This window comes from Pseudomonas sp. NPDC088322, assembly GCF_044740745.1.
Taxonomy (GTDB): domain Bacteria; phylum Pseudomonadota; class Gammaproteobacteria; order Pseudomonadales; family Pseudomonadaceae; genus Aquipseudomonas; species Aquipseudomonas shirazensis.
Genome location: NZ_JBIURK010000002.1, coordinates 452,439 through 476,144, shown reverse-complemented (window position 1 = coordinate 476,144; position 23,706 = coordinate 452,439). Strand labels below are relative to the sequence as shown.

The following is a 23,706-nucleotide window of genomic DNA, read 5'->3' as shown; positions in this document are numbered from 1 at the left end:
CTGCCCCATGACTACCTTTCAACGTTTGCCTGCCCAAGCCCCAGCCAATACCGTCGCTGCGCTCAAGGCCCGTGTCAGCGCCTTGCTGCCGGCGATTGCCGCCGGCGCTGCCGAGCGTGAGCGCGAACGCCGGCTACCCTATGCGGCCATCGCCGAGCTGGCCGCAGCCGGCCTGTACACCGTGCGTATCCCGCAGCAGTACGGCGGCCCTGGTGGCAGCGTCAGTGATGTGATCGAGTTGCTACTGCAGGTGGCCGCCGCCGACTCCAATGTCGCCCAGGCGCTGCGCCCGGGCTTCGCCTTTGTCGAAGGCCTGCTCGCGGCCAGCGCCGAGGGTGCCGAACAGGAGCGCGTGCGCTGGTTTGCCGTGTACCTGCAAGGTGCGGTGATCGGCAATGCCGGCTGGGAGCTGGGCGGTGCCAATGGCGCGATTGCCGCGCGTTTGGTGCGCGAGGGCGATCACTTCCGCGCCAACGGCAGCAAGTTCTATAGCACCGGGGCGCTGTTTGCCGACTACGTCAGCGCGGTGGCGCTGGACGAGGACGAGCAGCCGGTGTCGTTCATCCTGCCGCGTGACCGCGAAGGACTGGAGCTGGTCGACGACTTCGATGCCATGGGCCAGCGGCTGACCGCCAGCGGCACCACCCACCTGCACAACGTGCGGGTCGAGGCCAGCGACATCCGCACGCGCACCGTGGAGGAGGGCAAACGCACCATCGTCACGCCGTTCCTGCAGCTGTTTCTCGGCACCGTGCTGGCTGGTATCGCCCGCAATGCCCTGAACGACGCGGGCCAGTTTGCCCGTGAGCATGCACGGCCCATCAAGCACAGCAGCGCCAGCCAGTCGGTCGATGACCCGTACGTGCAATTGTCGGTGGGCGATATTGCCGCCAGGGCTTTCGGTGCCGAGGCACTGGTGCTCAAGGCCGCCGCCAGTATCGATCGCGCCTGGGCCGCGCAGCTGGATGAAAGTGCCGTCGAGCAGGCTGCACTGGAAGTCGCCCAAGCGCAGTACCTGGCAGCCGAATTGGCGCTGAAAGCCGGCGAAACCCTGTTCGATGTCGGCGGTGCCTCGACCACTGGCCGTCAGCACAACCTCGACCGGCACTGGCGCAATGCGCGCACGGTGGCCAACCACAACCCGCGCCACTGGAAGGCGGCGGTAGTCGGCGCCTGGCAGCTCAAGGGCACCCGGCCACCCGTCTCGGGGCTGTTTTGACGGCTCAGCCGGCGGCTTTGGTCGGCCATCTGCAAAGCCCCAAGGTGCCGGTGATCATCGGCGCTGCGCTGTTCATGGAACTGCTCGACAGCACGGCGGTGATGACCGCGCTGCCGAGCATGGCCGCCGATTTTGGCGAGCCGGGGCTGCGCATGAACCTGGTGGTCTCGCTGTACATGCTGGCCCTGGCGCTGTGCGTGCCGATCAGCGGCTGGGCGGCCGAGCGTTTTCGCCCACGGCAGGTAATGCTGCTGGCGATGGGCTTGTTTACCGGCGCCTCGCTTACCTGTGCGCTGGCTGACACGCTCTGGCAACTGTGCCTCGGGCGCATGCTGCAAGGTGCTGCCGCAGCGCTGATGACGCCGGTGGGGCAGGTGATCATCCTGCGCTGGTCGAGCCGCGATCAGTTGCTGCAGTCGATGTCGTGGCTGGCGTTGCCGGCCTTGGTCGGGCCGTTGCTGGGGCCGCTGCTGGGCGGTTTGTTGGTGACGGTGCTGTCGTGGCACTGGATCTTTCTGGTCAACCTGCCGATCTGCCTGCTTGGCTGCTGGTTGATTCTCAAACATGTGCCGGACTTCCCGGCGCGCAGTGTACCGCCACTGGACTATCGCGGCCTGCTGCTCAGCGGCGGCGCGTTGGCGCTGCTGGTGGCTGGCCTGGAGTCGCTAGGCCTTGGCCAGCTGCCGCGGCCATGGGCCCTCGCGCTGATCGCCGCCGGCGGGCTGTTTGCCCTCGGCTATTGGCTGCATGCCCGCCGCCATGCCAGCCCACTGGTCGACTTGAGCCTGTTGCGCCTGCGCAGCTTTGGTGTTGCCCAGGCGGGCGGGGGGCTGTTCCGGCTGGGCTCGGCGGCGCAGCCGTTTCTGCTGGTGCTGTTGCTGCAAAACAGCCTGGGCATGAGCCCACTGGCGGCGGGGTGGTTGATGGTCAGCGGCGGCGTCGGCGCCTTGTTGATGAAGTTGCTGGCAGTGCCGCTGGTACGCCGTTACGGCTACCGCCGGGTACTCAGCTGCAACGCGCTAATCAGCGGCGTGGGCATCGCCTTGTGCGCAGCGTTCGACCGCGATACGGCAGTGTGGTTGATGGCGGTGGTGCTGTTTGCCGCAGGCCTGGTGCGCTCGTTGCAGTTTTCCACCCTGGGTGCAGCGAGCTATCAGGATGTGCCAGGCGAACGCTCGGCGGCGGCCAGCTCGCTGTCGGCGATGTCGGTGCAGTTGACCATGGCCATGTCGGTAAGTCTGGCTGGGGTGATGCTGGGGATCCTGGCCGCGGCTGATGGCCGGGTCGAGACGTCTGTCGAAGATATCGCTGCAGTGATGCTGCTGTCGGCGCTGCTGTGTGTGCTCTCGGGTCTGGTGTTCCGGCGTTTAGCCAACTGATTGAGCGGGGCCGCACAGCAGCCCCGTTCATTGGTCGATCAGTGCGCGCCGGCGGCCTTGCTCAGGTCGCTCTCGGCCCACTCGGTGTAGATGCAGGCATCGGCCACCGCCCAGCGCACCTTGACCGTGTCGCCCGGCTGCATCGGCATACCGGCTGCCGACAAGGCCTTGACCGTCATCTCGGTGCCGCCTGCGCTGACCACATGGCAGGTCTGGCTTTCACCGAGGAACAACACTTCGCTGACCTTGGCACTGACTTCGTTCCAGCCTGCCGGCAAGGGCTCCCGCGCTGCCTGTTCGGCGCTCAGGGCCAGGGCTTTTTCCGGGCGCACCATGATCAGCGCGTCCTGCCCGGCGACCAGTCCTGGGGTCAGGCGAATCGCCAATGGCTGCCCTTCGAAACTGCCGGCGCCGTTGCTGCTGGCCTTGATCCGGAAGAAGTTCGAGTTGCCCAGGAACGACGCCACAAAGGCATTCGGCGGGTTCTGGTAGAGGTCATAACCGCTGCCCAGGCCGACGATCTTGCCGTGGCTGAAGATGGCGATGCGCTGCGACAGGCGCATGGCTTCTTCCTGATCGTGGGTCACGTAGACGATGGTGATGCCGAGGCGACGGTGCAGCTGGCGCAGTTCGTCCTGCAGGTCTTCGCGCAGCTTTTTGTCCAGTGCGCCGAGCGGCTCGTCCATCAGCAGGATGCGGGGCTCGTAGACCAGCGCGCGAGCAATCGCCACGCGCTGCTGCTGGCCGCCGGAGAGCTGCGCCGGGCGGCGGTGGGCGAACTGCTCGAGCTGCACCAGCTTGAGCATGGCGTCGACGCGCTTGCTGATCTCGCTGGCGCTGAGCTTGCGGATCGCCAGCGGGAAGGCAATGTTATCGCGCACCGACAGGTGCGGGAACAGCGAGTAGCGCTGGAACACCATGCCGATGTCGCGCTTGTGCGGCGGCACATTGACCAGCGATTGCTCGTCGACCAGGATCTCGCCGCTGCTCGGTGTCTCGAAGCCAGCCAGCATCGACAAGGTGGTCGACTTGCCCGAACCGCTGGAGCCGAGGAAGGTCAGGAATTCGCCGTTCTGGATATCCAGGTTGATGTTGTCGACGGCGGCGAAATCGCCGTAATGCTTGTTCAGATTACGCAGGCTGACAAGGGTCTTGTTCGGCGCGTTGTCTTTCATCACTGCACTCATTGTTATTGTCTCCGGGCACTCAGGCGCTGACTGGATTGCGCCGGCGCAGGGCGGCGGCGATGAGCATGACCAGGAGCGACAGGCCGATCAGCAACGTCGAAGCGACGGCGATCACCGGGGTCAGGTCCTGGCGCAGGGTGGTCCACATTTTGACCGGCAGGGTCTGCAGGTTGGGGCTGGCCATCATCACACTGAGCACCACCTCGTCCCACGACACCAGAAACGCGAACAGGCCGCCGGCGATCATCCCCGGGCGAATCGCCGGGAAGGTCACCTTGAAGATCGCCTGCAAGCGCGAGGCGCCGCAGATCACCGCAGCGTCTTCGATCGACTGGTCGAACAGCTTCAGCGAGTTGATGATCGAGATGATGGTGAAGGGCAGGGCGACGATCACATGGCTGACGACAAAGGCGAACAGCGTCCCGGTGTAGCCAAGCTTGAGAAACAGCGCGTAGACCGCCACGGCGATGATCACCAGCGGCACGATCATCGGCAGGGTAAACAGGCCGTAGAGCATTTCCCGCCCGGGGAAGCGCCCGCGCACCAGGGCGAAGGCGGTCGGCAAGCCCAGTGCTACTGCGCACACGGTGGTGAGCACGGCAACCTTGAGGCTGGCCAGAGCGGCGTCCATCCACTCCGGGTTGGAGAAGAACTGGCCGTACCACTTCAGGGTCCAGCCTGGCGGTGGGAATACCAGCCATTGCGAGGAGCCGAATGACAGCAGCACGATGAACAGGATCGGCAGCAGCAGAAACGCGGCAATCACACCGGTGGTGGCATACAGGCCAAACCGCAGCGGGCGGCCCATTGCATTTGGAGTCAGGAGCATCGCGGCTTACCTCGCATTGCCGACCGGGGATTCCGGCTGCAGCTTCAGGTACAGGTAGAAAAGCACCAGGGTGATCAACACCAACAGTGCGGCGGCAGCGCTGGCCAGGCCCCAATTGAGGAACGACTGCACCTGCTGGACGATGAACTCGGGCAGCATCATGTTCTGCGCACCACCGAGCAGAGCCGGGGTGACGTAGTAACCGAGCGACATGACGAACACCATCAAGGCCCCGGAGAACAACCCTGAGCGGCACAGCGGCAGGAACACCTTCCAGAAATTGGTCCACGTGCTGGCCCCACAGATGGAGCCCGCCTGCAGCACCATCGGGTCGATGGCGTGCATGGTTGCCTGCAACGGCAGCACGATGAACGGGATCATGATGTAGCTCATGCCGATCACCACGCCGGTCAGGTTGTGCACCATTTCCAGCGGCGCATCGATGATGCCCATCGCCATCAACACCTTGTTGATCACTCCGGAGGCCTGCAGCAGCACCAGCCACGAGTAAGTCCGTGCCAGCAGGCTGGTCCACATCGACAGCAGCACGATGTTCAGCAGCCAACGGCCCCAGCCCTTCGGTACCAAGGTGATCGCCCAGGCCAGCGGAAAGCCCAGCAGCACGCTGATCAAGGTCACCAGGCCGGCCACCGAGAAGGTGTTGAACAGCACCCGTGCATAGGCCGAGTTGGCGAACAGCTGCTCGTAGTTGCCCAGCCCCGGCACCGGTTCGAGCACGCCGCGCAGGAGCAGGCCGATCAGTGGCGCAAAGAAGAACAGGCCTAGGAACACCAGCGCGGGCAGCAGGTTACGGCTACCGCGCCAGCGTTGACCCATCCCGCTGCGGCGGGTGGCCGTGCCGGGGGCGCCGGTGCCGCTGGGGGCACCTTGCGCGTTGTGCAGGGCGTTGATGGCGACTTTCATTTGACCAACCACTCATTCCAGCGCGCAGCGATGGCCTGGCCGTTTTTCGCCCAGTAGGCGAAGTCCAGCGTGACCTGATCCTGGGCGTAGGCGGTGGGCAGGTTCGGCGCCAGTTCAGGTTTGAGCTGGCTGACGCTGTCGAGGTTGACCGGGGCGTAGGCGGTGAGATTGGCGAACTCGGCCTGGCCCTTGGCGCTGCTGGCGTTGGCCAGGAACTTCATCGCCGCGTCCTTGTTCTTGGCGCCTTTAGGAATGACCAGAAAATCAGCCATTACCAGGTTCTGCTTCCAGCTCACACCGACTGGTGCGCCGTCTTGTTGCAAGGCATACACGCGGCCGTTCCAGAACTGCCCCAGCGACACTTCACCAGACGCCAGCAGTTGCTGCGACTGGGCGCCGCCGCCCCACCAGACGATGTCTTTCTTGATGGTGTCGAGTTTCTTGAAGGCGCGGTCCAGGTCCAGCGGGTACAGTTTGTCGGCGGCTACACCATCGGCCAGCAGGGCCAGTTCCAGCACGCCGGGGCTTGGCCACTTGTACAGGGCGCGCTTGCCGGGGAAGGTTTTGGTGTCGAACAGCGCCGACCACTCGGCCGGCTTGTTGCTACCAAGCTTGCCTTCGTTGTAACCGAGCACAAACGAGAAGAAGAACGAGCCGACGCCGTGGTCGGAGACGAACCGCGGGTCGATCCGGTCGCGTTTGACGGTGTTGAAATCCAGCGGCTCGAGCAGGCCTTCTGCTGCGGCGCGAAGGGCAAAGTCGGCTTCGACGTCCACCACATCCCACTGCACGTTGCCACTCTCGACCATGGCCTTGAGCTTGCCGTAGTCGGTCGGGCCGTCCTGCACCACCTTGATGTTGCTCTCTTTGGAGAACGGCTCGGCCCACGCCTGCTTCTGCGCGTCCTGGGTCGTACCGCCCCAGCTGACGAAGTTGAGGCTGTCGGCGGCCTGGGTGGCTTGACAGGCCAGGGTCAGCAGGCTGGCGGACAGCACTGCGCTTACACGTTTGCTCAACAGCATGGTTACGCCCTCGTTACTTTTGTTATTCGAGGCGGGTTCTGTCACCCGCCAATATGTTCGGGAGCAGCAATTTCAACGATGTGGTGCGGCCGGTTTTGAGTGTAGGAGCCGGTCAGGATTTTAAGGTCTACGGGATATCATATTATGGTATTCCAAACTTTTCGCAAGAGGCATCCGTGTACCGGCGGTCAGCGATTGCTCAAAGCACAGCGGGCTCGAACGGGATGCTTTGCACCACTTCAAGCTCATACCCAGCCAAACCCGCGTACTTGAGCGGCGGCCCCAGATGGCGCAGTTTGCCGACGCCCAGGTCCTGCAGAATCTGCGCGCCGGTGCCGACCTCCGAATAGACCTTGGACTGGCCTCGCTGATAGGGCCGCACGGGCTGGGTCAGGTGTGGCACACGCTCCAGCAGCGCTTGCGAAGACTCGTGATTGGCCAGCACAACCACTACTCCGGAGCCTTCTTCAGCGACCCGTTGCAGGGCGGCCCACAAGGTCCAGTTGGCGGGACCGGCGTACTCGGCGCCGACCAGGTCGCGCAGCGGGTCGATTACATGCACACGTACCAGGGTGGGTTGTTCGCGGCGGATATCGCCCATGACCATGGCCATGTGCACGCCACCTTCGATCCGGTCTTCATAGGTCACCAGACGGAAGGTGCCGTGCACGGTGGGCAGTTCGCGCTCACCGATGCGCTTGATGGTCTGCTCGGTGCTCAGGCGATAGTGGATGAGGTCGGCGATGGTGCCGATCTTGATGCCATGCTCGGCGGCGAACACTTCCAGGTCGGGGCGGCGGGCCATGGTGCCGTCGTCATTGAGCACTTCGACGATGACCGAGGCCGGGCTGAACCCGGCCAGGCGTGCCAGGTCGCAGCCGGCTTCGGTATGCCCGGCCCTGGTCAGCACGCCGCCTTCGCGGGCGCGCAGGGGGAAGATATGCCCCGGCTGGACCAGGTCCTCGGGGCGAGCATCGGCCGCCATCGCAGCCGCTACCGTGCGCGCGCGATCAGCGGCGGAGATACCGGTGGTGACGCCGCTGGCGGCTTCGATGGAAACGGTGAAAGCGGTGCTGAACACGCTGCCGTTGCTCGGCACCATCTGCTCCAAGCCCAGCCGCTGGCAGTGCTCGTCGGTGAGCGTCAGGCAAATCAGCCCGCGTGCCTGGCGCGCCATGAAGTTGATCGCCTGGGCGTCGCAGCGTTCAGCCGCGATCAGCAGATCGCCTTCGTTTTCACGGTCTTCGTCGTCCACCAGCAGGACCATCTTGCCTTGCCGATAGTCCTCGAGAAGTTCTTCGATGCTGTTGAAAGCCATGCTGCACGCTCGCTGTAGTTTGTCGATTATTGTGGTATACCATCATACACAAAAATCTGAAAAACTGGAGAGCAGCGGATGAAGGCTTACTGGATCGCCCACGTCGATATCAGCGACCTCGAGCAGTACCAACAGTACACCCAGCGCGCGCCGGCAGCGTTCAAGGCGTACGGCGGCAAGTTCCTCGCCCGGGGCGGGCGCAGTGAAGCGTTGGAAGGCAGGTCGACACCGCAGCGCAGTGTGGTCATCGAGTTCGATTCTTATGAGCAGGCACTGGCCTGCTATCGCTCGGCGGAATATCAAGATGCCTGTAGCCACCGACAAGGGGTGGCCAAGGCTGAGGTAATCATTGTTGAGGGGTTCGAGGGTTGAGCACTGCGTGAAGCAGGTGAGGGGCCAGCACTGATGGCCCCTCTGCTCATGCCATCCCAGGCAGCTCATTCGGGCGCAGGTCGAATACCAGCACTTCGGCGTCGTGGCCGTTGGCCAGGCTCAGCACCTGCTCCTGGCGTAGCCGCACGCCGTCACCTTCGCTGAGCAGCTGGCCGTTCAGCTCGATGCTGCCGCGGGCAACATGCACATAGGCATGGCGGTTGTCCGGCAGCTTCAAGGTGGCACGCTCATCACCGTCGAACAGCCCGGCATAGACCTTGGCATCCTGGCGCACCTGCAGCGAGCCCTGTGCACCATTCGGCGAGATGATCAGGCGCAAGCGGCCACGTTTGTCAGCAGCGCTGAAGTGCTGCTGCTGATAGCGCGGCTCGGCGCCTTTGACCTGCGGCACGATCCAGATCTGCAGAAAATGCACCGACTCGTCATGGCTGTGGTTGAACTCGCTATGGGCAACACCGTGGCCGGCACTCATCAGCTGCACGTCACCGGGGCGGATCACCGAGCCGGTGCCTAGCGTGTCCTTATGTTCCAGCGCGCCTTCCAGCACGTAGGAAAAAATCTCCATGTCCCGGTGCGGATGCTGACCGAAGCCCTGGCCGGGCGAGACGCGGTCGTCGTTGATCACCAGCAGGTCGGAGAAACCTTGCTCTTCAGGGTCGCGATAGCTGCCGAAGGAGAAGGTGTGAAACGATTTCAGCCAGCCATGAAAGCCCAGGCCGCGGTCTTGTGCTTTGCGAAGTGTGAGCATGGTGATTCTCCTGTGAGCCTGCGCCGGGAAGGCTTTGGGCTGTTGATGGATGAATCTTACTGTCACTCAGTATCATGAAAAACTAGCTTTTCAGAGATTAACTGTCAGGTTCAGGCTGACAATACTGCGCCAATACAGCGAGGTGGGCATTATCTGGATCTATCATCAACCGACTGATTCAGTTCAATGATCTCGAGGCTTTTCGATCAACCAATAAACCAATAGATGCCCAGGCAGACAAAAGCCGCTATAAAGCGCTCGACCGTCACCAAGAGCAACCCGATGAACCCATACGAAGACATGCGCATTTTCACCCAGGTCATGCAGGCCGGTAGCTTCACCGCGGCAGCCGACCTGCTGGGCATGTCCAAGCAGTCGGTCAGCCGGCGCCTGATGCAGCTTGAAGAACGCCTCGGCGTGCGCTTGCTCAACCGTTCGACCCGGCGCCTCGACGCCACCCCACTGGGCCAGCAGTACTTCGATTCTGCCGTGCGCCTGCTCGGCGAGATGCAGCAGGCCGAGCAGGACATCAGCGGCCAGACCCAGGCTCTGCGCGGGACCCTGCGCTTGAGCGCGCCGCTGTCGTTCGCCATCAGCCATCTGGGCAGTTTGCTCACCGAGTTTCTGCAACTGCATGCGCAGTTGATCGTCGAGATCGACCTGAGCGACCGCGCTGTGGACCTGATCGGTGAGGGCTACGACCTGGCGCTGCGGATTGGCACGTTAGAGGACTCAAGCCTGGTTGCGCGGCGTATTGCAAGTATCGAGCGGGTGTATTGTGCCAGCCCGGGCTACCTAGCCGCGCGCGGCACACCGCTCGAACCCGAAGCGCTGCGCGAGCATGATTGCCTGCCCTATGGTCATTCACGCCAGGTGCAGTGGCAGTTCAAGGGGCAGGGCAAGATACTGCAGGCGATCGCCGTCAGTGGGCGCATGCGGGCCAACAATGGCGAGCTATTGAGAGATGCGGCGATTGCCGGGATGGGGGTGACCTACTTGCCGGCTTTCATCGTCGAGCAGGCGCTGGCCGATGGGCGTCTGGTCAAGCTGCTCGAGGCCTGGACACCGCCGCCGCTACAGCTGTCGGCGGTGTATCCGCAGCACCGCCAAATCGCTCGGCCGGTGCAGGCCTTTGTCGAGTTTCTGCGCGAGCGGCTGTAGCCAAACCGGGGCGGCGCGAGGCCAGCCCGTGACGGCCTTGGCTCAGGCAGTTGCGGCCAGTTTGGCGCCGGTCTGGCGACGACGATAGGCGCTGTCGCGGCTGGCCAACCACCAGTACACCGGCGAGGTGATCAGCAGGCCGACCAGCCACGACAGGTCGGCGCCGTTGATGTGCTCGGACACCGGGCCGACGTACAGCGGGGTGTTCATGAACGGGATCTGCACGATGATGCCTACGGCATAGGCCAGCAGCGCCTGCGGGTTGTAGCGGCCGTAGATACCGCCATCGACCTTGAAGATCGACTCGATGTCGTAGTCGCCCTTGTGGATCACATAGAAGTCGATCAGGTTGATCGCGGTCCACGGCACCAGTACCACCAACAGCACCAGCACCATGTCGACGAAGTGGCCGATAAAGTCTGCTGAAGCAAACACTGCCACCACGCAACACGCCGCAAGCACGATCAGCGACAGCACCGCACGGCTCTTGGCGGTGGGGATCCAGCGCCAGGCGAAGGTCTGGATCAGGGTGATGATCGACAGCACCGCGCCGTACAGGTTGAGCGCGTTATGGCTGATCACACTGAGCAGGAACAGCACCAGCATCAGCGGGCCGATGGCGCCGGTGGCCATCTTCACCGCGTCCATGGTGTCCATCCCGACCGGGATTGCCAGCACGGCCACGGCGCCGAACACGAACGACAGGCTGGAGCCGAGCGCCGAACCGAGGTAGGTGGTCCAGAACGTCGAGGAGACTTTGACGTCGGCGGGCAGGTAACGCGAATAGTCGGACACATACGGCGCAAAGGCGATCTGCCACAGCGCGGCGAGCGAGACCGTGGCCAGCCAGCCGGCCAGGTTGAAGCCGCCGCGGGTGAGGAAGTCGTCGCTTTGCACATGGCTGAAGATATAGCCAAAGCCGACCACGATACCGATGCCCAATACCCAGGTACCGATACGGTTGAGCACATGGATGAAGCGGTAACCGATGATGCCGATGATGCCCGATCCCAGCGCCCCGACCACGATGCCGACCGATACCGGAATCGACTCCGCGACACCGTGCAGTGACTTGCCGGCAAGAACGATATTGGATGCGAAGAAGCCGATGTACATGACCCCGGCAATCACCACCACCAGCAGGGCGCCGAGCGAGCCGAACTGGGCGCGGCTCTGAATCATCTGCGGGATGCCCATCTGTGGCCCCTGCGCCGAGTGCAGCGCCATCAGCACGCCGCCGAGCAAGTGGCCAACCAGAATGGCGACGATGCCCCACACCAGGTTCAGGTGAAACAGCTGCACGCCAAGCGCGCCGGTGACGATCGGCAGCGGCGCGATATTGCCACCGAACCAGAGGGTGAACAGATCCTTGACCTTTCCGTGGCGATCCTGCGGCGGTATGTAGCCGATTGTATGTTTTTCTATCAGAGGGGCCGAATTGGCTGCACTGGTCATGACTGACTCCAAGGCAAGGAGGGGCGTCGGGTGATCCCCGGGTACGCGCCGGCAATGGGCGACGTGTTCTTGTTGGAGGGATGATGGCGGCTGGTTGGCGAACGAGAAATTAGTAAATATGTACTCATGAACGTTAAAAAACCTAAGGCTGAACTCGGCCTGAAAGGTCTTGGCGAGCAAGCTTCGTGCCGGCCTGGCAAATGCCCGCAGGCACGCGAGTAAAGGGCCATGCGTGGAGAGTCTGTGCAAGGCAATGGGGCGCGCTGTGACGCCCTGCACCAGCCTGGTGATCGCTACTGACGGCCGTTTGTCCGACCTGGTACAAAATGCCACGGAACGTCTGCGCCGGTTTGATTTCCTATTCAGCAGATAGAGGACAACACTATTGGGCAATTGACGGTCAGCACAAGATGAAGTCAGGTCAGAATAATCATCCAGACCAGGCAAAACTGCCTTTTCTGCTGGGGGGTGGCAGCATTGGCAGCCAGATCCAGACCATGGACTGGTCAGGCTCTCCGCTGGGTGCGCCGCAACAGTGGTCGCTCAGTCTGAAGACCCTGATGGCAACCATTTTGCCGGCTCAAGCGCAGATCGTGCTGTTCTGGGGTCCTGAATACGTGGCGCTGTATAACGATGCTTACTCGACCACAATTGGCAACAAGCACCCGCGCGCGCTAGGGCGACCTGCACAGGAAAACTGGACCGAGCTGTGGGATGACCTGGAACCGCTGCTGAGCGGCGTGCGCAACACTGGGCAAACTTTTTCAGCCAAGGACCGACCGTTTTACCTGGAGCGTAGCGCCCACGGCGAGACGGCTTATTTCGACGTGTCCTACTCTGCCGTTCGCGAAATCGACGGCAGCGTTGGCGGTGTATTGTGCGTCGTCTCTGAAACCACGCAAAAGGTGCAGTTCGAACGGCGGCAGAGCTTTCTCCTCGAACTGGGTCAGGCGCTTCCGGAATTGACCGAGCCGGAACAGATCGAAGCCTATGCCATCGAACGCGTAGGCCAGCAACTGGGCGCCGTGCGGGTTTTTCTAGCCGAATCGCAAGGAGATGATCAGCAGATGCGCATCGCCCGCGATTGGGTAAATGGTGCGATTTCCAGGGTTGGTGATCTGACCTGCGGCGAGAGTCCAGTGCGACTGACCGAACAGCTCGGTCGCGGGTTCGTCGTGCAGGGTGCAGATGCCGCCAGCGTGTATGTGCCGGTACTGCGCGGCAGCAGCATTGATGCCATCCTCGGCGTCGAGTTTGCCGCGCCGCATTTTGTCGACGAGGACCAGTGCCTGCTGCTCGAAGACACCGCCAAGCGGGTCTGGCAGGCAATCACCCACGCCCGCTCCGAGCGGGCGTTGCGCGCCAGCAGTGCGCACCTTGAGGCAACTTTTGCCGAGCTGCTGGCGCTTAATGAGTCCCTCGAAGAGCGTGTGTCGGCAATGCTGGCCGAACGCGAGGAAGCCAATCGGCAGCTGTATGAAACTGGCAAGATGGAGATGATTGGCCAGCTCACCGGCGGTATCGCCCACGATTTCAACAACATGCTCACCCCGATCATTGCCTCCCTGGAGCTGATCCGTCGACGGCCAGAGGATGCTCAGCGTTCAGTGCGCTTGATCGATGGTGCGCTGCAGGCCGCTGAACGTGCGCGAATTCTGGTCGGGCGCCTGCTCAGCTTTGCTCGCCGGCAGACACTCAAGCCGCAAGCTGTGTGCCTGGCAACACTGGTCAATGACATGCACGAGTTGATGGCGCGCTCGCTGGGGCCGACCATTGAGGTTGTGGTGCAGATCGATCCACAGTTGCCCAATGTGCTGGTCGATCCCCATCAGCTTGAGCTTGCTTTGCTCAACCTGGTGGTCAACGCACGCGACGCCATGGCCAATGGCGGGCGTGTGTATCTGGCCGCCGGGGTTGGTGAAGATGACCCGGGTTGGCCGGAAAGCGTGCACGGCCGCCAGGTCTGGCTGCAGGTGCGTGACAGCGGCTGCGGCATGAGTGAAGAAGTGCTGGAGCGTTGCTTTGAGCCGTTTTATTCAACCAAACAGGTCGGCAAAGGCTCCGGCCTTGGCCTGCCCATGGTGCAGGGCCTGGCAGCTCAGTCAGGCGGTGGCTTTGCCATCGATTCGCAGCCGGGGCAGGGCACTCGGGCGACATTGTGGCTGCCAGTCAGTCGCGGCCAGGTCTGTGAGCCGCTTGCCGAAGTTGGCGACGCCATCATGGCACCAGGGCAAATGCAGGTCTTGCTGGTTGACGATGAGGACATCGTGCGCAACGCAACGGCCCTGCAATTGCGTGACCTTGGCTATCGGGTAACCGAAGCCGCCAGCCCCGCGCAGGCGCGGCGAATGCTGGCAGAGGGGCTGGCGATGGATGTGCTGGTGACTGACCAGATCATGGTCGATGAGACCGGCGCCAGGTTCGCTCAGCAACTGCGCCAGCAGCAACCGCAATTGCCGGTGCTGATCATTACCGGTTATGCCAACCTGACCCCGCGTGAACTCAATGGTTTTGCTGTTCTGCGCAAGCCGTTTCGCCGGGCCGAACTGGCTGAGAGTCTGGCCCAGTTGCTCGCGCTCAACCGCCCACTGACGGAGCCTCCTGAGGCAAGTACAGGGTAAACGTGGTGCCCTGGCCAGGCTGGCTGATTACCTGCACATCGCCGCCTGACTGCTTGGCGAAGCCAAATACCTGCGACAAGCCCAGGCCGGTGCCTTCACCGGCCGGCTTGGTGGTGAAGAAGGGGTCAAAAATCCGCTCCAGCAGCTCTGGCGCAATACCCGTGCCATTGTCGATCACCGAAATCGCGGCAAACGCCCCCGCCTGCAGATGATCACCCGGTTGCGCGGGCATGCGCTGGTTGGCAACCAGTTGCAGTACCAGCGTGCCTACTCCATTCAACGCGTCGCGGCCATTGATCATCAGGTTAAGCACTGCGGTTTCCAGCTGGCCTGGGTCCGCATGGACAAAACACGGCGTCTGGGGCAGTTCCAATACCACCTTGACCCGCGCACCAGTGGCGGTATCGAGCATGTCGGCCATGGCTTGCAGGCGTTGGCCAACCTCGAATATCTGCGGGCTGAGCGCTTGGCGCCGGGCAAAGGCGAGCAGCTGGCCGGTCAGTTTCGAGCCACGCTCAACAGTCTCGATCATGGTTTGCAGATAGCGCTGGCGGCGGCTGTCTTCCAGGTCGGGACGTTGCAGGAAGTGCAGCGACGAGCGAATGATGGTCAGTAGATTATTGAAATCGTGCGCCACGCCTCCGGTCAGCTGGCCGATCGCTTCGAGCTTTTGCGACTGGCGCAGGACTGCTTCGGTTTGCAGCAATTGCTCGGTGCGCTCTTCGACACGCTGTTCCAGGCTGACATTGAGTGCTTCGAGGGCGGCGGCGCTGGCGCGCACCTCGGCAACGGCCTGGACCCGCTGGATATGCGCCCAGCAGCGCTCGGTGACTTCGCTGATGAGCCCCTGCTCGTAAGCCGTCCAGTGGCGCGGTTGGCGGTCATGGATGGCCATCAGTGCGGTCAGCCGACCGTCCTTGATCAGCGGCATGCAGATGGTCGCAGTGATTCCAATGGCCTGGAACGTCGCGGCCTCATGTGGCAGCAGTTGGCTGAGGTTGTCGTCGATCACCAGCGCCCGACCGGCGCGCAGCTGGCTGACCGCCAGGCTGCCGAAATCGGCCAGCCGATAGTGGCCCACCAACCGTGGTGAGCCGGTCGCGACGGCATCGCCGCAAATGGTGAAACCGTCCTGATCTGCGTCCATGACGGCATAGGCACAGCTGGACAGGCCGAGATGTCCGACCAGTAGACGGGTGGTGGTGGCCATGATCAGGTCAGGCTCGGTGGCGTCGGCCAGGGTACGGCTCAGACCGTCGAGAAAATTCAGGCGCTGATTGGCGATCACTGTCGCGGTGGTCTCAGTGACCGTATCGAGCATGCCGACCAATTCGCCATTGTGGTCGCGGATCGGGCTGTAGCAGAACGTGAAGTAAGCGCGTTCGGTACCGCGCTGGCGATCAATCAGCAGTGGAAAGTTATCGATGAACACCGCTTCGCCGGCAAGGGCGCGCTCGGCAAGTACTCCGATGTCGCTCCACGCCTCCTGCCAGACTTCGCTGAAAGGAATGCCCAAGGCCAGTGGCTTGCCGCCCAAGATATCGCTGAAGGCATCGTTGTGCAGAGTGAGCATCTGCTCGCCCCATAGCACGGCCTGAGCGAACCGTGAGTTAAGGCACAGCGACAGGGTGGTCTTGAGCACGTCGGGCCAGCTTTCCATAGGCCCGAGCGCAGTTTGCGCCCAATCGTGGGCGCGGATGCGTTCGGCCATCAATCCGCCGCCTTCCAGCCATTTAGCCATTGCTAGGTCGATCCGTTTGCAGGGAGCACAAGGTTGCCCGTTGGCAGGGCTGATTGCGAGCGCTTTATGCGGGATGTCAGGCACTTTCGCGCGCGATCAGCTCGCAGTGCAACAGGTTCAGCCGCGGCACATCGCCATCCACGGCGATTGCTCCCAAGTGCTGCAGCACGCGCAGCGCGGCGATCTCGCCAATCTCCCGCGAGGGTGGGCGCAGGGTGGTCAGGCTTGGCAGCAGCATGTCAGCGAAGGCGTAGTCACCAAAGCCCATGATGGCCATCTCTTCGGGCAGCTTCAGGCCGGCGCGCTGGCCGGCGAGCACGGCGCCGGCGGCCAAGTTGTCGTTGGCAAAGATGATCGCATCCGGGCGCGGCTCGCGGCGGATCAAGGCCTGCATCGCCTGCTTGCCCGCCTCGAACGGAGCGCTGTCCGCCGTCGGCACGAAGAACCACGGCTCCAGCCCGGCATCGCGCAAGGTTTGCGCATAACCATCGCGCCGTTGCAGCGCACTGAAGTCGCCGGCCGCGCTGTTCTGCACGAAGGCGATGCGCCGGTGGCCCTTGTCGAGCAGATAGCGGCAGGCCTGCACGCCGACCTCGAAGTGCAGAAAACCTACCTGCAGTGGCTCCCGCTCGGGGCAGTAGTCCCAGATTTCCACGACCGGTACATCGGCCTCTGCCAGCATCTTCTCGGTGGCCGGGCTGTGAAACTGGCTGGTGACCACCAGTGCCGCCGGCGACCAACCGAGAAACGCGCGCACTGCGCTTTCTTCCTGTTCTTCGCTGAAATAGCTCGACGCCAGCAGCAACTGATAACCGTGCTTGCTCAGGGTGTCGCTGAAGGCCTGGATGGTCTGGGCAAAGATCGGCCCGGAGATGTTTGGGATGACCATACCGACGATACGCCCGCGTGCCGAAGCCAGCCCGCCGGCCACCAGATTGGGCACATAGCCCAAGGCTTCGACCACGGCTTTGATGCGCTCACGCAGGGGCGGCGAAACCTGCTCGGGTTGATTGAAGTAGCGAGACACGCTGATCGATGACACGCCGGCCTCGCGCGCCACTTGGGCGAGGGTGACGCGGCCCGCGCCGCGGCGCTTACGAGGGGTGTCCTTGAGCTGGCTCACAGGGGCATCTCGAATGAATGAGCGCCGATGTTAGCGCTAACCCAGGCATGCTACGCAAATAGCTTTATGGAATAACAAAAGTTTTTTTAAGTATTTGACCTGCTAAGCGGCGGGCTTGGATACTCGGTCCATGTTAGCGCTAACACAGCGCTGCTGTTGGCCACCGACTGCCACTCGCACGAGCGAGACCAGACATCGACAGCACCTCAATTCAGTCTGGTCTTTCAGGGCAGTAAGCATCATGCACACACATCAGATCCGAGGCGCCGTTGCGCGCGCCAGCCGTTTCCCCATACGTTCGCCTCTCGCCACAGCCGTGCTGCTGGCGGCCATCGGTCAGTCGGCACAGGCTGCTGATAACGACCAGCAGAACCCGCAGGCCACTGCGCTGAGCGCCGTCACCGTGACCGCTACACGCCGCGAGGCGAGCCTGCAGGAAGTGCCGGTTGCGGTCTCGGTGGTGCAGGGCGAGCAGCTCGAACGTGATAACCGCAACAGCGTCGCCAGCATCGTCCAGCAGGTGCCGACCCTCAACTACCGTGCGGGTGCGTCGAACAAGGACACCTCGCTGTTCATTCGTGGCGTCGGCACTATCTCGACCTCACCAGGCGTCGAGCCGACCGTAGCTACTGTGGTCGACGGCGTGGTGTTTGGCCGACCAGGCCAATCCACCCTCGATCTGCTTGATCTGGAACGCATCGAAGTGCTGCGCGGCCCGCAGGGCACGCTGTTCGGCAAAAACGCCTCCGCCGGCGTGCTCAACGTGGTCAGCAAAGCTATCCCCGAGCAGACCCAAGGCTATGTCGACTATTCGCACTTTGGCGGTGGCGACGAAAACCGCCTGCGCTTTGGCCTCGGTGGCCGCTTGAACGAGCAGCTCAAAGGTTCGTTGAGCACGCTGTGGGGCGACTATGACGGCAACGTGGAGAACCTCGCCAATGGCCATGATGTAAATGGCTATGAGCGCAAAGGCCTGCGCGGCAAGCTTGAATTCGAACCCAGCGATGAGCTGCGCCTGACCCTGATCGGCGACTACATGAAGGGTGAGGACACCTTGCCCAGTGGCGTCGTCACCCAGGCCAGCACGGCCTTTCGCAACCAGCTGGGCGCGGTCCGGCCGAGCGCGCACAACCGCGACATCAGCAGTGATTTCAAGACCCACGTCGAGGACGAAAACCAGGGCTTCTCGGCCCAGCTTGACTGGCAACTGGGGGATTACACCCTGACCTCGATCAGCGCCTGGCGCGGTTGGGACAACACCCAGTATCAGGACGGTGACCGCCGTGCGCTGTTGCCGCTGACCGCCTCCCATGACAAAGGCACTGTCGACTACGACCAGTACAGCCAGGAGTTTCGCCTGACCTCGCCCAAGGGCCAGTTCAACGAGTACGTGCTGGGCGCGTTCTACATGCACGGCACCTCGCGGGAAACCTACCAGCGGCTTTCGGTCAACAGCGGCGTAGCCAACAGTGGCCGCGCCGACTATTCGACGACCAATGACAGCGTTGCCCTGTTCGGTGAAAACACCTTCAACTTCACCGATGATTTGCGGGCCATCTTCGGCCTGCGCTGGACCCACGATGACCTCGAATACGATCACCGCCGGGTGTCCACCTCGCCGACCTCGGTGACCGGCATCCAGCCCTCGACTGCCAGTCAGGGCTCGGTCGATGAAGACGGCTGGAGCGGCCGCACTGGCCTGCAATATGACTTCAACGACAACCTGACTGGCTACGTGACCTATTCACGTGGTTACAAGGGGCCGGCCTACAACGTGTTCTTCAACATGCAGCCGCGCGATACCGGTGCACTCAAGCCAGAAACCTCCGACGCTTACGAGATCGGCCTCAAGAGCACTGCGCTGGACAACCGCCTGGTGGCCAACCTGGCGCTGTTCCATACCGACTACGACGACTACCAGGCCAACTTCTTCGACACCGTGGCCAACCAGGTGGTCACCCGCCTGGTCAACGCCGGCAAGGTCAAGACCCAGGGCGTCGAGCTGGATGCCAGCTTGCAGGTCACCTCGCAGCTGAAACTGTCTGCCGCAGCGGCCTACACCAAAGCTCGCGTCGACCACTTCAACTGCCCAGCGGGCGCGGCTGCCAGCTGCGACATCGACGGCGGCCGCCTGCCGTTCACCCCGGACTGGAAGACCTACCTGCGCGCCGACTATGTGATCCCGCTGGACAACGGCCTGGATATCGAGTTGGCCAGTGACTACAGCTGGCAGGACTCGGTGCAGTTCAGCCTCGACCAGAACCCCGACACCGTACAGGGTGCTTACGGCATCTGGAACGCCAGTGTTGCCCTGGCCGATTACAACGAGGGCTGGCGGGTCGCACTGCTGGGCAAGAACCTTGGCGACAAGTCTTACGCACAGATGCTCTCCAGCGGCGGCGACTATATCTATCGCTCGGTGCCGCGCGATGACGGCCGCTACTTCGGCGTGCAACTGCGCAAGGACTTCTAACCGAGCGGCCCGTCCTGTGGCCGCCTCTTTGCACCGATCAGCGAGTAACTCCGATGAGTACAGCACCCCGTCAACTCAGCCTCGGCGCCTTCATCATGGCCACCGGGCACCATGTCGCCGCCTGGCGTCATCCAGACGTGCCGGCTGATCCGCTGGACTTCGCCACCTACCGGCGCGTAGCTCAGGCTGCCGAGGCGGCCTGCTTCGACGCACTGTTCGTCGCCGACAGCGTGGCCGCGCCGAGTGATGCCCTAGCCAGCCACAGCGCACGCTCGGTGTACTTCGAGCCACTGACATTGCTGTCAGCACTCAGCGCAGTGACCGAGCGCATCGGCCTGATCGCCACGGCCACCACCAGCTACAACGAGCCGTACCATGTGGCGCGCAAGTTTGCCTCGCTCGATCACTTGTCCGCCGGCCGCGCCGGCTGGAACCTGGTGACCTCGGATGCCGCCGCCGAGGCTGGCAATTTTGGCCGCAGCGCGCATATCCCGCATGGCGAACGCTATGCCCGCGCTCGCGAGTTTCAGCAGGTGGTGCAGGGGCTGTGGGACAGCTGGGCGGATGATGCGTTTGTCCGCGACAAGGCCAGTGGCGTGTTCCATCACGCCGATGGCGTGCGTGCCCTTGAACATGTTGGCGAGCACTTTCGCGTCAAAGGTCCGCTCAATGTCGCTCGCACGCCCCAGGGCAGGCCGGTGCTGGTGCAGGCCGGTTCGTCCGAGGCCGGACGCGAGCTGGCGGCCGAAACTGCCGAAGTGGTGTTTACCGCGCAGCCTTCACTGGCCCGGGCGCAAGCGTTCTATGCCGACCTCAAGGGCCGCTTGCCGCGCTACGGGCGCGAGCCGGATGCGCTGAAGATCATGCCCGGCGTGTTCATCGTGGTGGGGCAGAGCGAGGCCGAGGCGCAGGACAAGGCCGAGCAGTTTCAGGCGCTGGTCGACCCCCGGGTAGGCGTGGCCTTGCTCGGGCGCATGCTCGGTAACTTCGACCTGTCCGGCTACCCGTTGGACGGCCCGTTGCCGGAGCTGCCACCGACTGAGGACGGCCAGCGCAGCCGCCAGCAGTTGCTCACCGAGCTGGCCGGCAGCGAACAGCTGACCCTGGCCCAGCTTGGCCAGCGCATCGCCGGTGGCCGCGGCCACTACAGCCTGATCGGCACGCCGACGCAGATCGCCGACGAGCTGCAGGCCTGGTTCGAAGGCGCCGCCGCCGACGGTTTCAACGTGCTGGTGCCGCACTTGCCGGAGGGCCTGGAAGACGTCGCCCGCTGGGTCGTGCCCGAGCTGCAGCGCCGTGGGCTGTTCCGCCGTGAATACCAGGGCCGCACCCTGCGTGAGCATCTGGGCCTGCAAGTGCCGGCCAATCCCTTCTTTGCCAAACGAGGTCAACCATGAGCTACACCGCCCACCCCGAGCGCTATGCGCGCATGCCGTACCGCCGCGTCGGCCGCAGTGGCCTGGTCCTGCCGGCGTTGTCACTGGGCCTGTGGCACAACTTTGGCGATGCCACGCCGATCGACACCCAGCGCGCGCTGCTGCGCACGGCGTTCGATGCTGGCATCAATCACTTCGACCTGGCCAACAACTACGGCCCGCCGTACGGCAGCGCCGAAAGCAACTTTGGCCGCTTGCTGCGCGAAGACCTGCGCGCTCATCGCGATGAGCTGATCATCTCCAGCAAGGCTGGCTGGGACATGTGGCCTGGGCCCTATGGGCAGGGCGGCAGCTCGCGTAAGTACCTGATCTCCAGCCTCGATCAGAGCCTGACGCGGCTGGGTCTGGACTACGTCGATATCTTCTATTCGCATCGTTTCGACGCCGACACGCCGCTGGAAGAAACTGCGATTGCCCTGGCCGATATCGTCCGCCAGGGCAAGGCGCTGTACATCGGTATCTCGTCCTATTCGGCGGGCAAAACGCGAGAGATCGCAGCATTGCTGCAAGCGCTGAACGTGCCGCTGTTGATCCATCAGCCCTCGTACAATCTGTTCAACCGCTGGATCGAACAGGACCTGCTCGACACCACCGCAGAGGTCGGCGCCGGGGTCATCGTGTTCACTGCGCTGGCCCAGGGGCTGCTCACCGACAAGTATCTGCAGGGCGTGCCGACTGATGCGCGGGTCAACCGTGCCGGCGGCAGCTCGCTGCGCGCCGAGCATTTGTCCGAAGCCAATATCGCTCGCGCCCAGGCGCTCAACGAGATCGCCCACCGGCGTGGCCAGAGCCTGGCGCAACTGGCACTGGCCTGGACCCTGCGCGATCCACGCGTGAGTTCGGCCCTGATCGGCGCCAGCCGGCCCGAGCAGATCATCGAGAACGTCGCGGCTCTGGACAACCTCGCGTTCAGCGCCGAGGAGCTGGCCGAGATCGACCAGTTCGCCGTGGAAGGCGGGATCAACCTCTGGGAAAAACCCTCGACCGACTGGAAGGAGTAAGCCATGACTATTGTTCGCCTGGCTGCAGCACTGCTGTTGGCCCTCGCGGGGACTGTGCAAGCGGCAGATCCGGCCAGTTTGCGCATCGGCTACCAGAAGGGCTCGATCAGCCTGGTGCTGGCCAAACAGCACGGTTTTCTCGAGCAGCGCTTTGCCAATACCAAGGTGCAATGGATCGAGTTTCCGGCCGGGCCGCAGATGCTCGAGGCGCTCAACATCGGCAGCCTGGATATCGGCTCGACCGGCGATATCCCACCGATCTTCGCCCAGGCGGCCGCTGCCGATCTGCTCTACATCGGCGCCGAGCCGGCCAAACCGCGAGCAGAAGTGATCCTGGTGCCCAACGCCAGCACGCTGGCCAGCGTTGCCGAGCTCAAGGGCAAGCGCATCGCCCTGCAGAAAGGCTCCAGCGCGCACAACCTGCTGTTGCGCAGCCTGGCCAAGGCCGGCTTGAGCATCCGCGACGTGCAACCGGTGTACCTGGCCCCGGCCGATGCCCGCGCGGCGTTCGAGCGCGGCAGTGTCGATGCCTGGGCGATCTGGGACCCGTTCTATTCGGCTATCGACGTCGAAGGCAAAGCGCGGGTACTGGCGGACGGGCAGGGCTTGGGCCTGATCGGCCCGTTCATGCTCGGCGCGCGGGGCTATGTCGAAGCCAACCCCGAATTCGTCGGCCAGTTGCTTGAGCAGATAAGCCAGGCCGAGGCGCTGACCCGCAGTGACGAGGCCGGCAGTATCCGCACATTGGCGGACTTCATGGGCATGCCCGAAGAGGTCGTGCGGCGCAGTTTCAGTCATCGTCCGGCGTCGCCAGTGCTTGCCGTCAGTGACGAAATCATCGCCGCGCAGCAGCGCACGGCACAGTTGTTTTTCGACAACCGCTTGCTGCCCAGGCAGGTGCAAATTGCGCCGGCAGTGTGGCGGCGACCGTGATCTGGCCCGCAGCAGTACAAAATGTGTATCTGCTTATTTGAGGCTAACTGTATAGGTGGGCGGGCGAGGGCGCTGGGCTACTGTGGGTGCACAACATCTACCCGCTCGGGACACTTGCTCATGTTTGCCTCCTTCGACCTGCTGATGGCGTTCGTACTGTTCGCCTTCGTATCCTCCATCACTCCGGGGCCCAACAACACCATGTTGCTGGCCTCAGGGGTCAACTTCGGCGCGCTGCGGACCATTCCCCACGCGCTGGGGGTCAGTATCGGCTTCATGCTGATGGTGCTGGGAGTGGGCTTTGGTCTGGGTGAAGTGTTCAAGGCCTGGCCTGTGCTGTACACGGTATTGCGCTATGTCGGCGCTGCCTATCTGCTGTACCTGGCGTACAAGATCGCTACCTCCGGGCCGATCTCCGCCAACGGCAAAAGCACGGCCAAACCGATGACCTTTCTCGGCGCTGCGGCGTTTCAGTGGGTCAACCCGAAAGCCTGGGTCATGGCTGTTGGCGCCATTACCACCTACACCCCAGCGCAAGGCTACGTGGTCAACGTGATCGTGATTGCCGCCGTATTCGCCCTGGTCAACCTGCCTAGCGTCGGGATCTGGGTAATGTTCGGCAGTGCCTTGCGCAACCTGCTGCAGAATCCGCGCTGGCTGATGCTGTTCAATGTCCTGATGGCCGTGCTGCTGGTGATATCGCTTTACCCGCTGCTGTTTGTACAATCGGCGTTTTCCTGAAC

At 63.1% G+C, this 23,706-nt stretch carries 19 protein-coding genes; 10 read left to right on the top strand and 9 right to left on the bottom strand.

The window, feature by feature from the left end:
* Positions 1-7 precede the first annotated feature (7 nt).
* Positions 8-1,219, top strand: a complete 1,212-nt coding sequence (locus ACIOAU_RS06470) for an acyl-CoA dehydrogenase family protein (RefSeq protein ID WP_101318763.1) — start codon at positions 8-10, stop codon at positions 1,217-1,219.
* The gene (locus ACIOAU_RS06465) at positions 1,216-2,598 is read left to right on the top strand and encodes an MFS transporter (RefSeq protein ID WP_401180754.1); all 1,383 of its coding nucleotides are present in this window, start codon (positions 1,216-1,218) and stop codon (positions 2,596-2,598) included. Before ACIOAU_RS06470 ends, ACIOAU_RS06465 begins: the two co-directional genes overlap by 4 nt.
* Positions 2,599-2,636: 38 nt before the next feature.
* On the opposite strand, the gene ACIOAU_RS06460 is transcribed toward ACIOAU_RS06465, so the two are convergent.
* The 5 genes from ACIOAU_RS06460 to ribBA form a co-directional block, all read right to left on the bottom strand.
* Positions 2,637-3,785 (bottom strand): ABC transporter ATP-binding protein, encoded by a 1,149-nt coding sequence (locus tag ACIOAU_RS06460; protein ID WP_101318767.1) that lies wholly within the window; start codon positions 3,783-3,785, stop codon positions 2,637-2,639.
* 19 nt (positions 3,786-3,804) lie between these two features.
* Positions 3,805-4,614 carry an ABC transporter permease gene (locus ACIOAU_RS06455; protein WP_103437076.1) on the bottom strand — a complete coding sequence of 270 codons (810 nt, stop codon included), beginning with the start codon at positions 4,612-4,614 and terminating at the stop codon, positions 3,805-3,807.
* 6 nt (positions 4,615-4,620) lie between these two features.
* Entirely contained in the window at positions 4,621-5,538 is a 918-nt protein-coding gene (locus tag ACIOAU_RS06450; protein WP_401180749.1) for an ABC transporter permease, read from the bottom strand.
* Positions 5,535-6,560, bottom strand: a complete 1,026-nt coding sequence (locus ACIOAU_RS06445; RefSeq protein ID WP_101318773.1) for an ABC transporter substrate-binding protein — start codon at positions 6,558-6,560, stop codon at positions 5,535-5,537. Before ACIOAU_RS06445 ends, ACIOAU_RS06450 begins: the two co-directional genes overlap by 4 nt.
* A 199-nt stretch (positions 6,561-6,759) precedes the next feature.
* Positions 6,760-7,878: a bifunctional 3,4-dihydroxy-2-butanone-4-phosphate synthase/GTP cyclohydrolase II gene (ribBA, locus tag ACIOAU_RS06440; protein WP_150569476.1), complete on the bottom strand. Its 1,119-nt coding sequence runs from the start codon at positions 7,876-7,878 to the stop codon at positions 6,760-6,762.
* Between the two features lie 78 nt (positions 7,879-7,956).
* On the opposite strand from ribBA, the gene ACIOAU_RS06435 reads away from it, so the two are divergent.
* Positions 7,957-8,250, top strand: a complete 294-nt coding sequence (locus ACIOAU_RS06435; protein ID WP_181107251.1) for a DUF1330 domain-containing protein — start codon at positions 7,957-7,959, stop codon at positions 8,248-8,250.
* A 46-nt stretch (positions 8,251-8,296) separates the two neighbouring features.
* Here the strand turns inward: ACIOAU_RS06435 and ACIOAU_RS06430 are convergent, their stop codons facing one another.
* Positions 8,297-9,019 carry a pirin family protein gene (locus ACIOAU_RS06430; RefSeq protein ID WP_188035784.1) on the bottom strand — a complete coding sequence of 241 codons (723 nt, stop codon included), beginning with the start codon at positions 9,017-9,019 and terminating at the stop codon, positions 8,297-8,299.
* 282 nt (positions 9,020-9,301) lie between these two features.
* On the opposite strand from ACIOAU_RS06430, the gene ACIOAU_RS06425 reads away from it, so the two are divergent.
* Positions 9,302-10,180: a LysR family transcriptional regulator gene (locus tag ACIOAU_RS06425; protein WP_401180743.1), complete on the top strand. Its 879-nt coding sequence runs from the start codon at positions 9,302-9,304 to the stop codon at positions 10,178-10,180.
* Between the two features lie 42 nt (positions 10,181-10,222).
* Here the strand turns inward: ACIOAU_RS06425 and ACIOAU_RS06420 are convergent, their stop codons facing one another.
* Entirely contained in the window at positions 10,223-11,635 is a 1,413-nt protein-coding gene (locus ACIOAU_RS06420; protein WP_401180740.1) for a purine-cytosine permease family protein, read from the bottom strand.
* Positions 11,636-12,045: 410 nt separating this feature from the next.
* Between ACIOAU_RS06420 and ACIOAU_RS06415 the strand changes: the two genes are divergently transcribed.
* The gene (locus ACIOAU_RS06415) at positions 12,046-14,256 is read left to right on the top strand and encodes an ATP-binding protein (RefSeq protein ID WP_401180738.1); all 2,211 of its coding nucleotides are present in this window, start codon (positions 12,046-12,048) and stop codon (positions 14,254-14,256) included.
* Here ACIOAU_RS06415 and ACIOAU_RS06410 read toward each other — a convergent pair.
* Together ACIOAU_RS06410 and ACIOAU_RS06405 are read right to left on the bottom strand one after the other, a co-directional pair.
* Positions 14,213-15,997 carry a sensor histidine kinase gene (locus ACIOAU_RS06410; protein ID WP_259074040.1) on the bottom strand — a complete coding sequence of 595 codons (1,785 nt, stop codon included), beginning with the start codon at positions 15,995-15,997 and terminating at the stop codon, positions 14,213-14,215. The two genes, ACIOAU_RS06415 and ACIOAU_RS06410, sit on opposite strands and share 44 nt — an antisense overlap.
* 76 nt (positions 15,998-16,073) lie before the next feature.
* Positions 16,074-17,120, bottom strand: coding sequence for a LacI family DNA-binding transcriptional regulator (locus ACIOAU_RS06405; RefSeq protein WP_150569469.1), 1,047 nt, complete (start codon positions 17,118-17,120; stop codon positions 16,074-16,076).
* A 241-nt stretch (positions 17,121-17,361) separates the two neighbouring features.
* On the opposite strand from ACIOAU_RS06405, the gene ACIOAU_RS06400 reads away from it, so the two are divergent.
* The 5 genes from ACIOAU_RS06400 (at position 17,362) to ACIOAU_RS06380 (ending at position 23,704) form a co-directional block, all read left to right on the top strand.
* Positions 17,362-19,593, top strand: a complete 2,232-nt coding sequence (locus ACIOAU_RS06400) for a TonB-dependent receptor (RefSeq protein WP_401180734.1) — start codon at positions 17,362-17,364, stop codon at positions 19,591-19,593.
* A gap of 53 nt (positions 19,594-19,646) precedes the next feature.
* Positions 19,647-20,990 (top strand): LLM class flavin-dependent oxidoreductase, encoded by a 1,344-nt coding sequence (locus ACIOAU_RS06395; RefSeq protein ID WP_401180731.1) that lies wholly within the window; start codon positions 19,647-19,649, stop codon positions 20,988-20,990.
* Positions 20,987-22,030: an L-glyceraldehyde 3-phosphate reductase gene (gene mgrA, locus ACIOAU_RS06390; protein ID WP_150569466.1), complete on the top strand. Its 1,044-nt coding sequence runs from the start codon at positions 20,987-20,989 to the stop codon at positions 22,028-22,030. The genes ACIOAU_RS06395 and mgrA overlap by 4 nt, the downstream gene beginning before the upstream one ends.
* A gap of 3 nt (positions 22,031-22,033) precedes the next feature.
* The gene (locus ACIOAU_RS06385; RefSeq protein ID WP_401180728.1) at positions 22,034-22,963 is read left to right on the top strand and encodes an aliphatic sulfonate ABC transporter substrate-binding protein; all 930 of its coding nucleotides are present in this window, start codon (positions 22,034-22,036) and stop codon (positions 22,961-22,963) included.
* Positions 22,964-23,083: 120 nt separating this feature from the next.
* Complete coding sequence (locus tag ACIOAU_RS06380) at positions 23,084-23,704, top strand: LysE family translocator (RefSeq protein WP_103437089.1); 621 nt, start codon at positions 23,084-23,086, stop codon at positions 23,702-23,704.
* The last annotated feature ends 2 nt before the right edge of the window (positions 23,705-23,706 follow it).

What these genes read in the sequence shown, in the direction of transcription:
- ACIOAU_RS06470 (WP_101318763.1), top strand. Translation starts at nt 8, where the DNA reads ATGACTACCTTTCAACGTTTGCCTGCCCAAGCCCCAGCCAATACCGTC.
- ACIOAU_RS06460 (WP_101318767.1), bottom strand. Translation starts at nt 3,785, where the DNA reads ATGAGTGCAGTGATGAAAGACAACGCGCCGAACAAGACCCTTGTCAGC.
- ACIOAU_RS06455 (WP_103437076.1), bottom strand. Translation starts at nt 4,614, where the DNA reads ATGCTCCTGACTCCAAATGCAATGGGCCGCCCGCTGCGGTTTGGCCTG.
- ACIOAU_RS06450 (WP_401180749.1), bottom strand. Translation starts at nt 5,538, where the DNA reads ATGAAAGTCGCCATCAACGCCCTGCACAACGCGCAAGGTGCCCCCAGC.
- ACIOAU_RS06445 (WP_101318773.1), bottom strand. Translation starts at nt 6,560, where the DNA reads ATGCTGTTGAGCAAACGTGTAAGCGCAGTGCTGTCCGCCAGCCTGCTG.
- ribBA (WP_150569476.1), bottom strand. Translation starts at nt 7,878, where the DNA reads ATGGCTTTCAACAGCATCGAAGAACTTCTCGAGGACTATCGGCAAGGC.
- ACIOAU_RS06435 (WP_181107251.1), top strand. Translation starts at nt 7,957, where the DNA reads ATGAAGGCTTACTGGATCGCCCACGTCGATATCAGCGACCTCGAGCAG.
- ACIOAU_RS06430 (WP_188035784.1), bottom strand. Translation starts at nt 9,019, where the DNA reads ATGCTCACACTTCGCAAAGCACAAGACCGCGGCCTGGGCTTTCATGGC.
- ACIOAU_RS06425 (WP_401180743.1), top strand. Translation starts at nt 9,302, where the DNA reads ATGAACCCATACGAAGACATGCGCATTTTCACCCAGGTCATGCAGGCC.
- ACIOAU_RS06420 (WP_401180740.1), bottom strand. Translation starts at nt 11,635, where the DNA reads ATGACCAGTGCAGCCAATTCGGCCCCTCTGATAGAAAAACATACAATC.
- ACIOAU_RS06415 (WP_401180738.1), top strand. Translation starts at nt 12,046, where the DNA reads ATGAAGTCAGGTCAGAATAATCATCCAGACCAGGCAAAACTGCCTTTT.
- ACIOAU_RS06410 (WP_259074040.1), bottom strand. Translation starts at nt 15,997, where the DNA reads ATGGCTAAATGGCTGGAAGGCGGCGGATTGATGGCCGAACGCATCCGC.
- ACIOAU_RS06400 (WP_401180734.1), top strand. Translation starts at nt 17,362, where the DNA reads ATGCACACACATCAGATCCGAGGCGCCGTTGCGCGCGCCAGCCGTTTC.
- ACIOAU_RS06395 (WP_401180731.1), top strand. Translation starts at nt 19,647, where the DNA reads ATGAGTACAGCACCCCGTCAACTCAGCCTCGGCGCCTTCATCATGGCC.
- mgrA (WP_150569466.1), top strand. Translation starts at nt 20,987, where the DNA reads ATGAGCTACACCGCCCACCCCGAGCGCTATGCGCGCATGCCGTACCGC.
- ACIOAU_RS06385 (WP_401180728.1), top strand. Translation starts at nt 22,034, where the DNA reads ATGACTATTGTTCGCCTGGCTGCAGCACTGCTGTTGGCCCTCGCGGGG.
- ACIOAU_RS06380 (WP_103437089.1), top strand. Translation starts at nt 23,084, where the DNA reads ATGTTTGCCTCCTTCGACCTGCTGATGGCGTTCGTACTGTTCGCCTTC.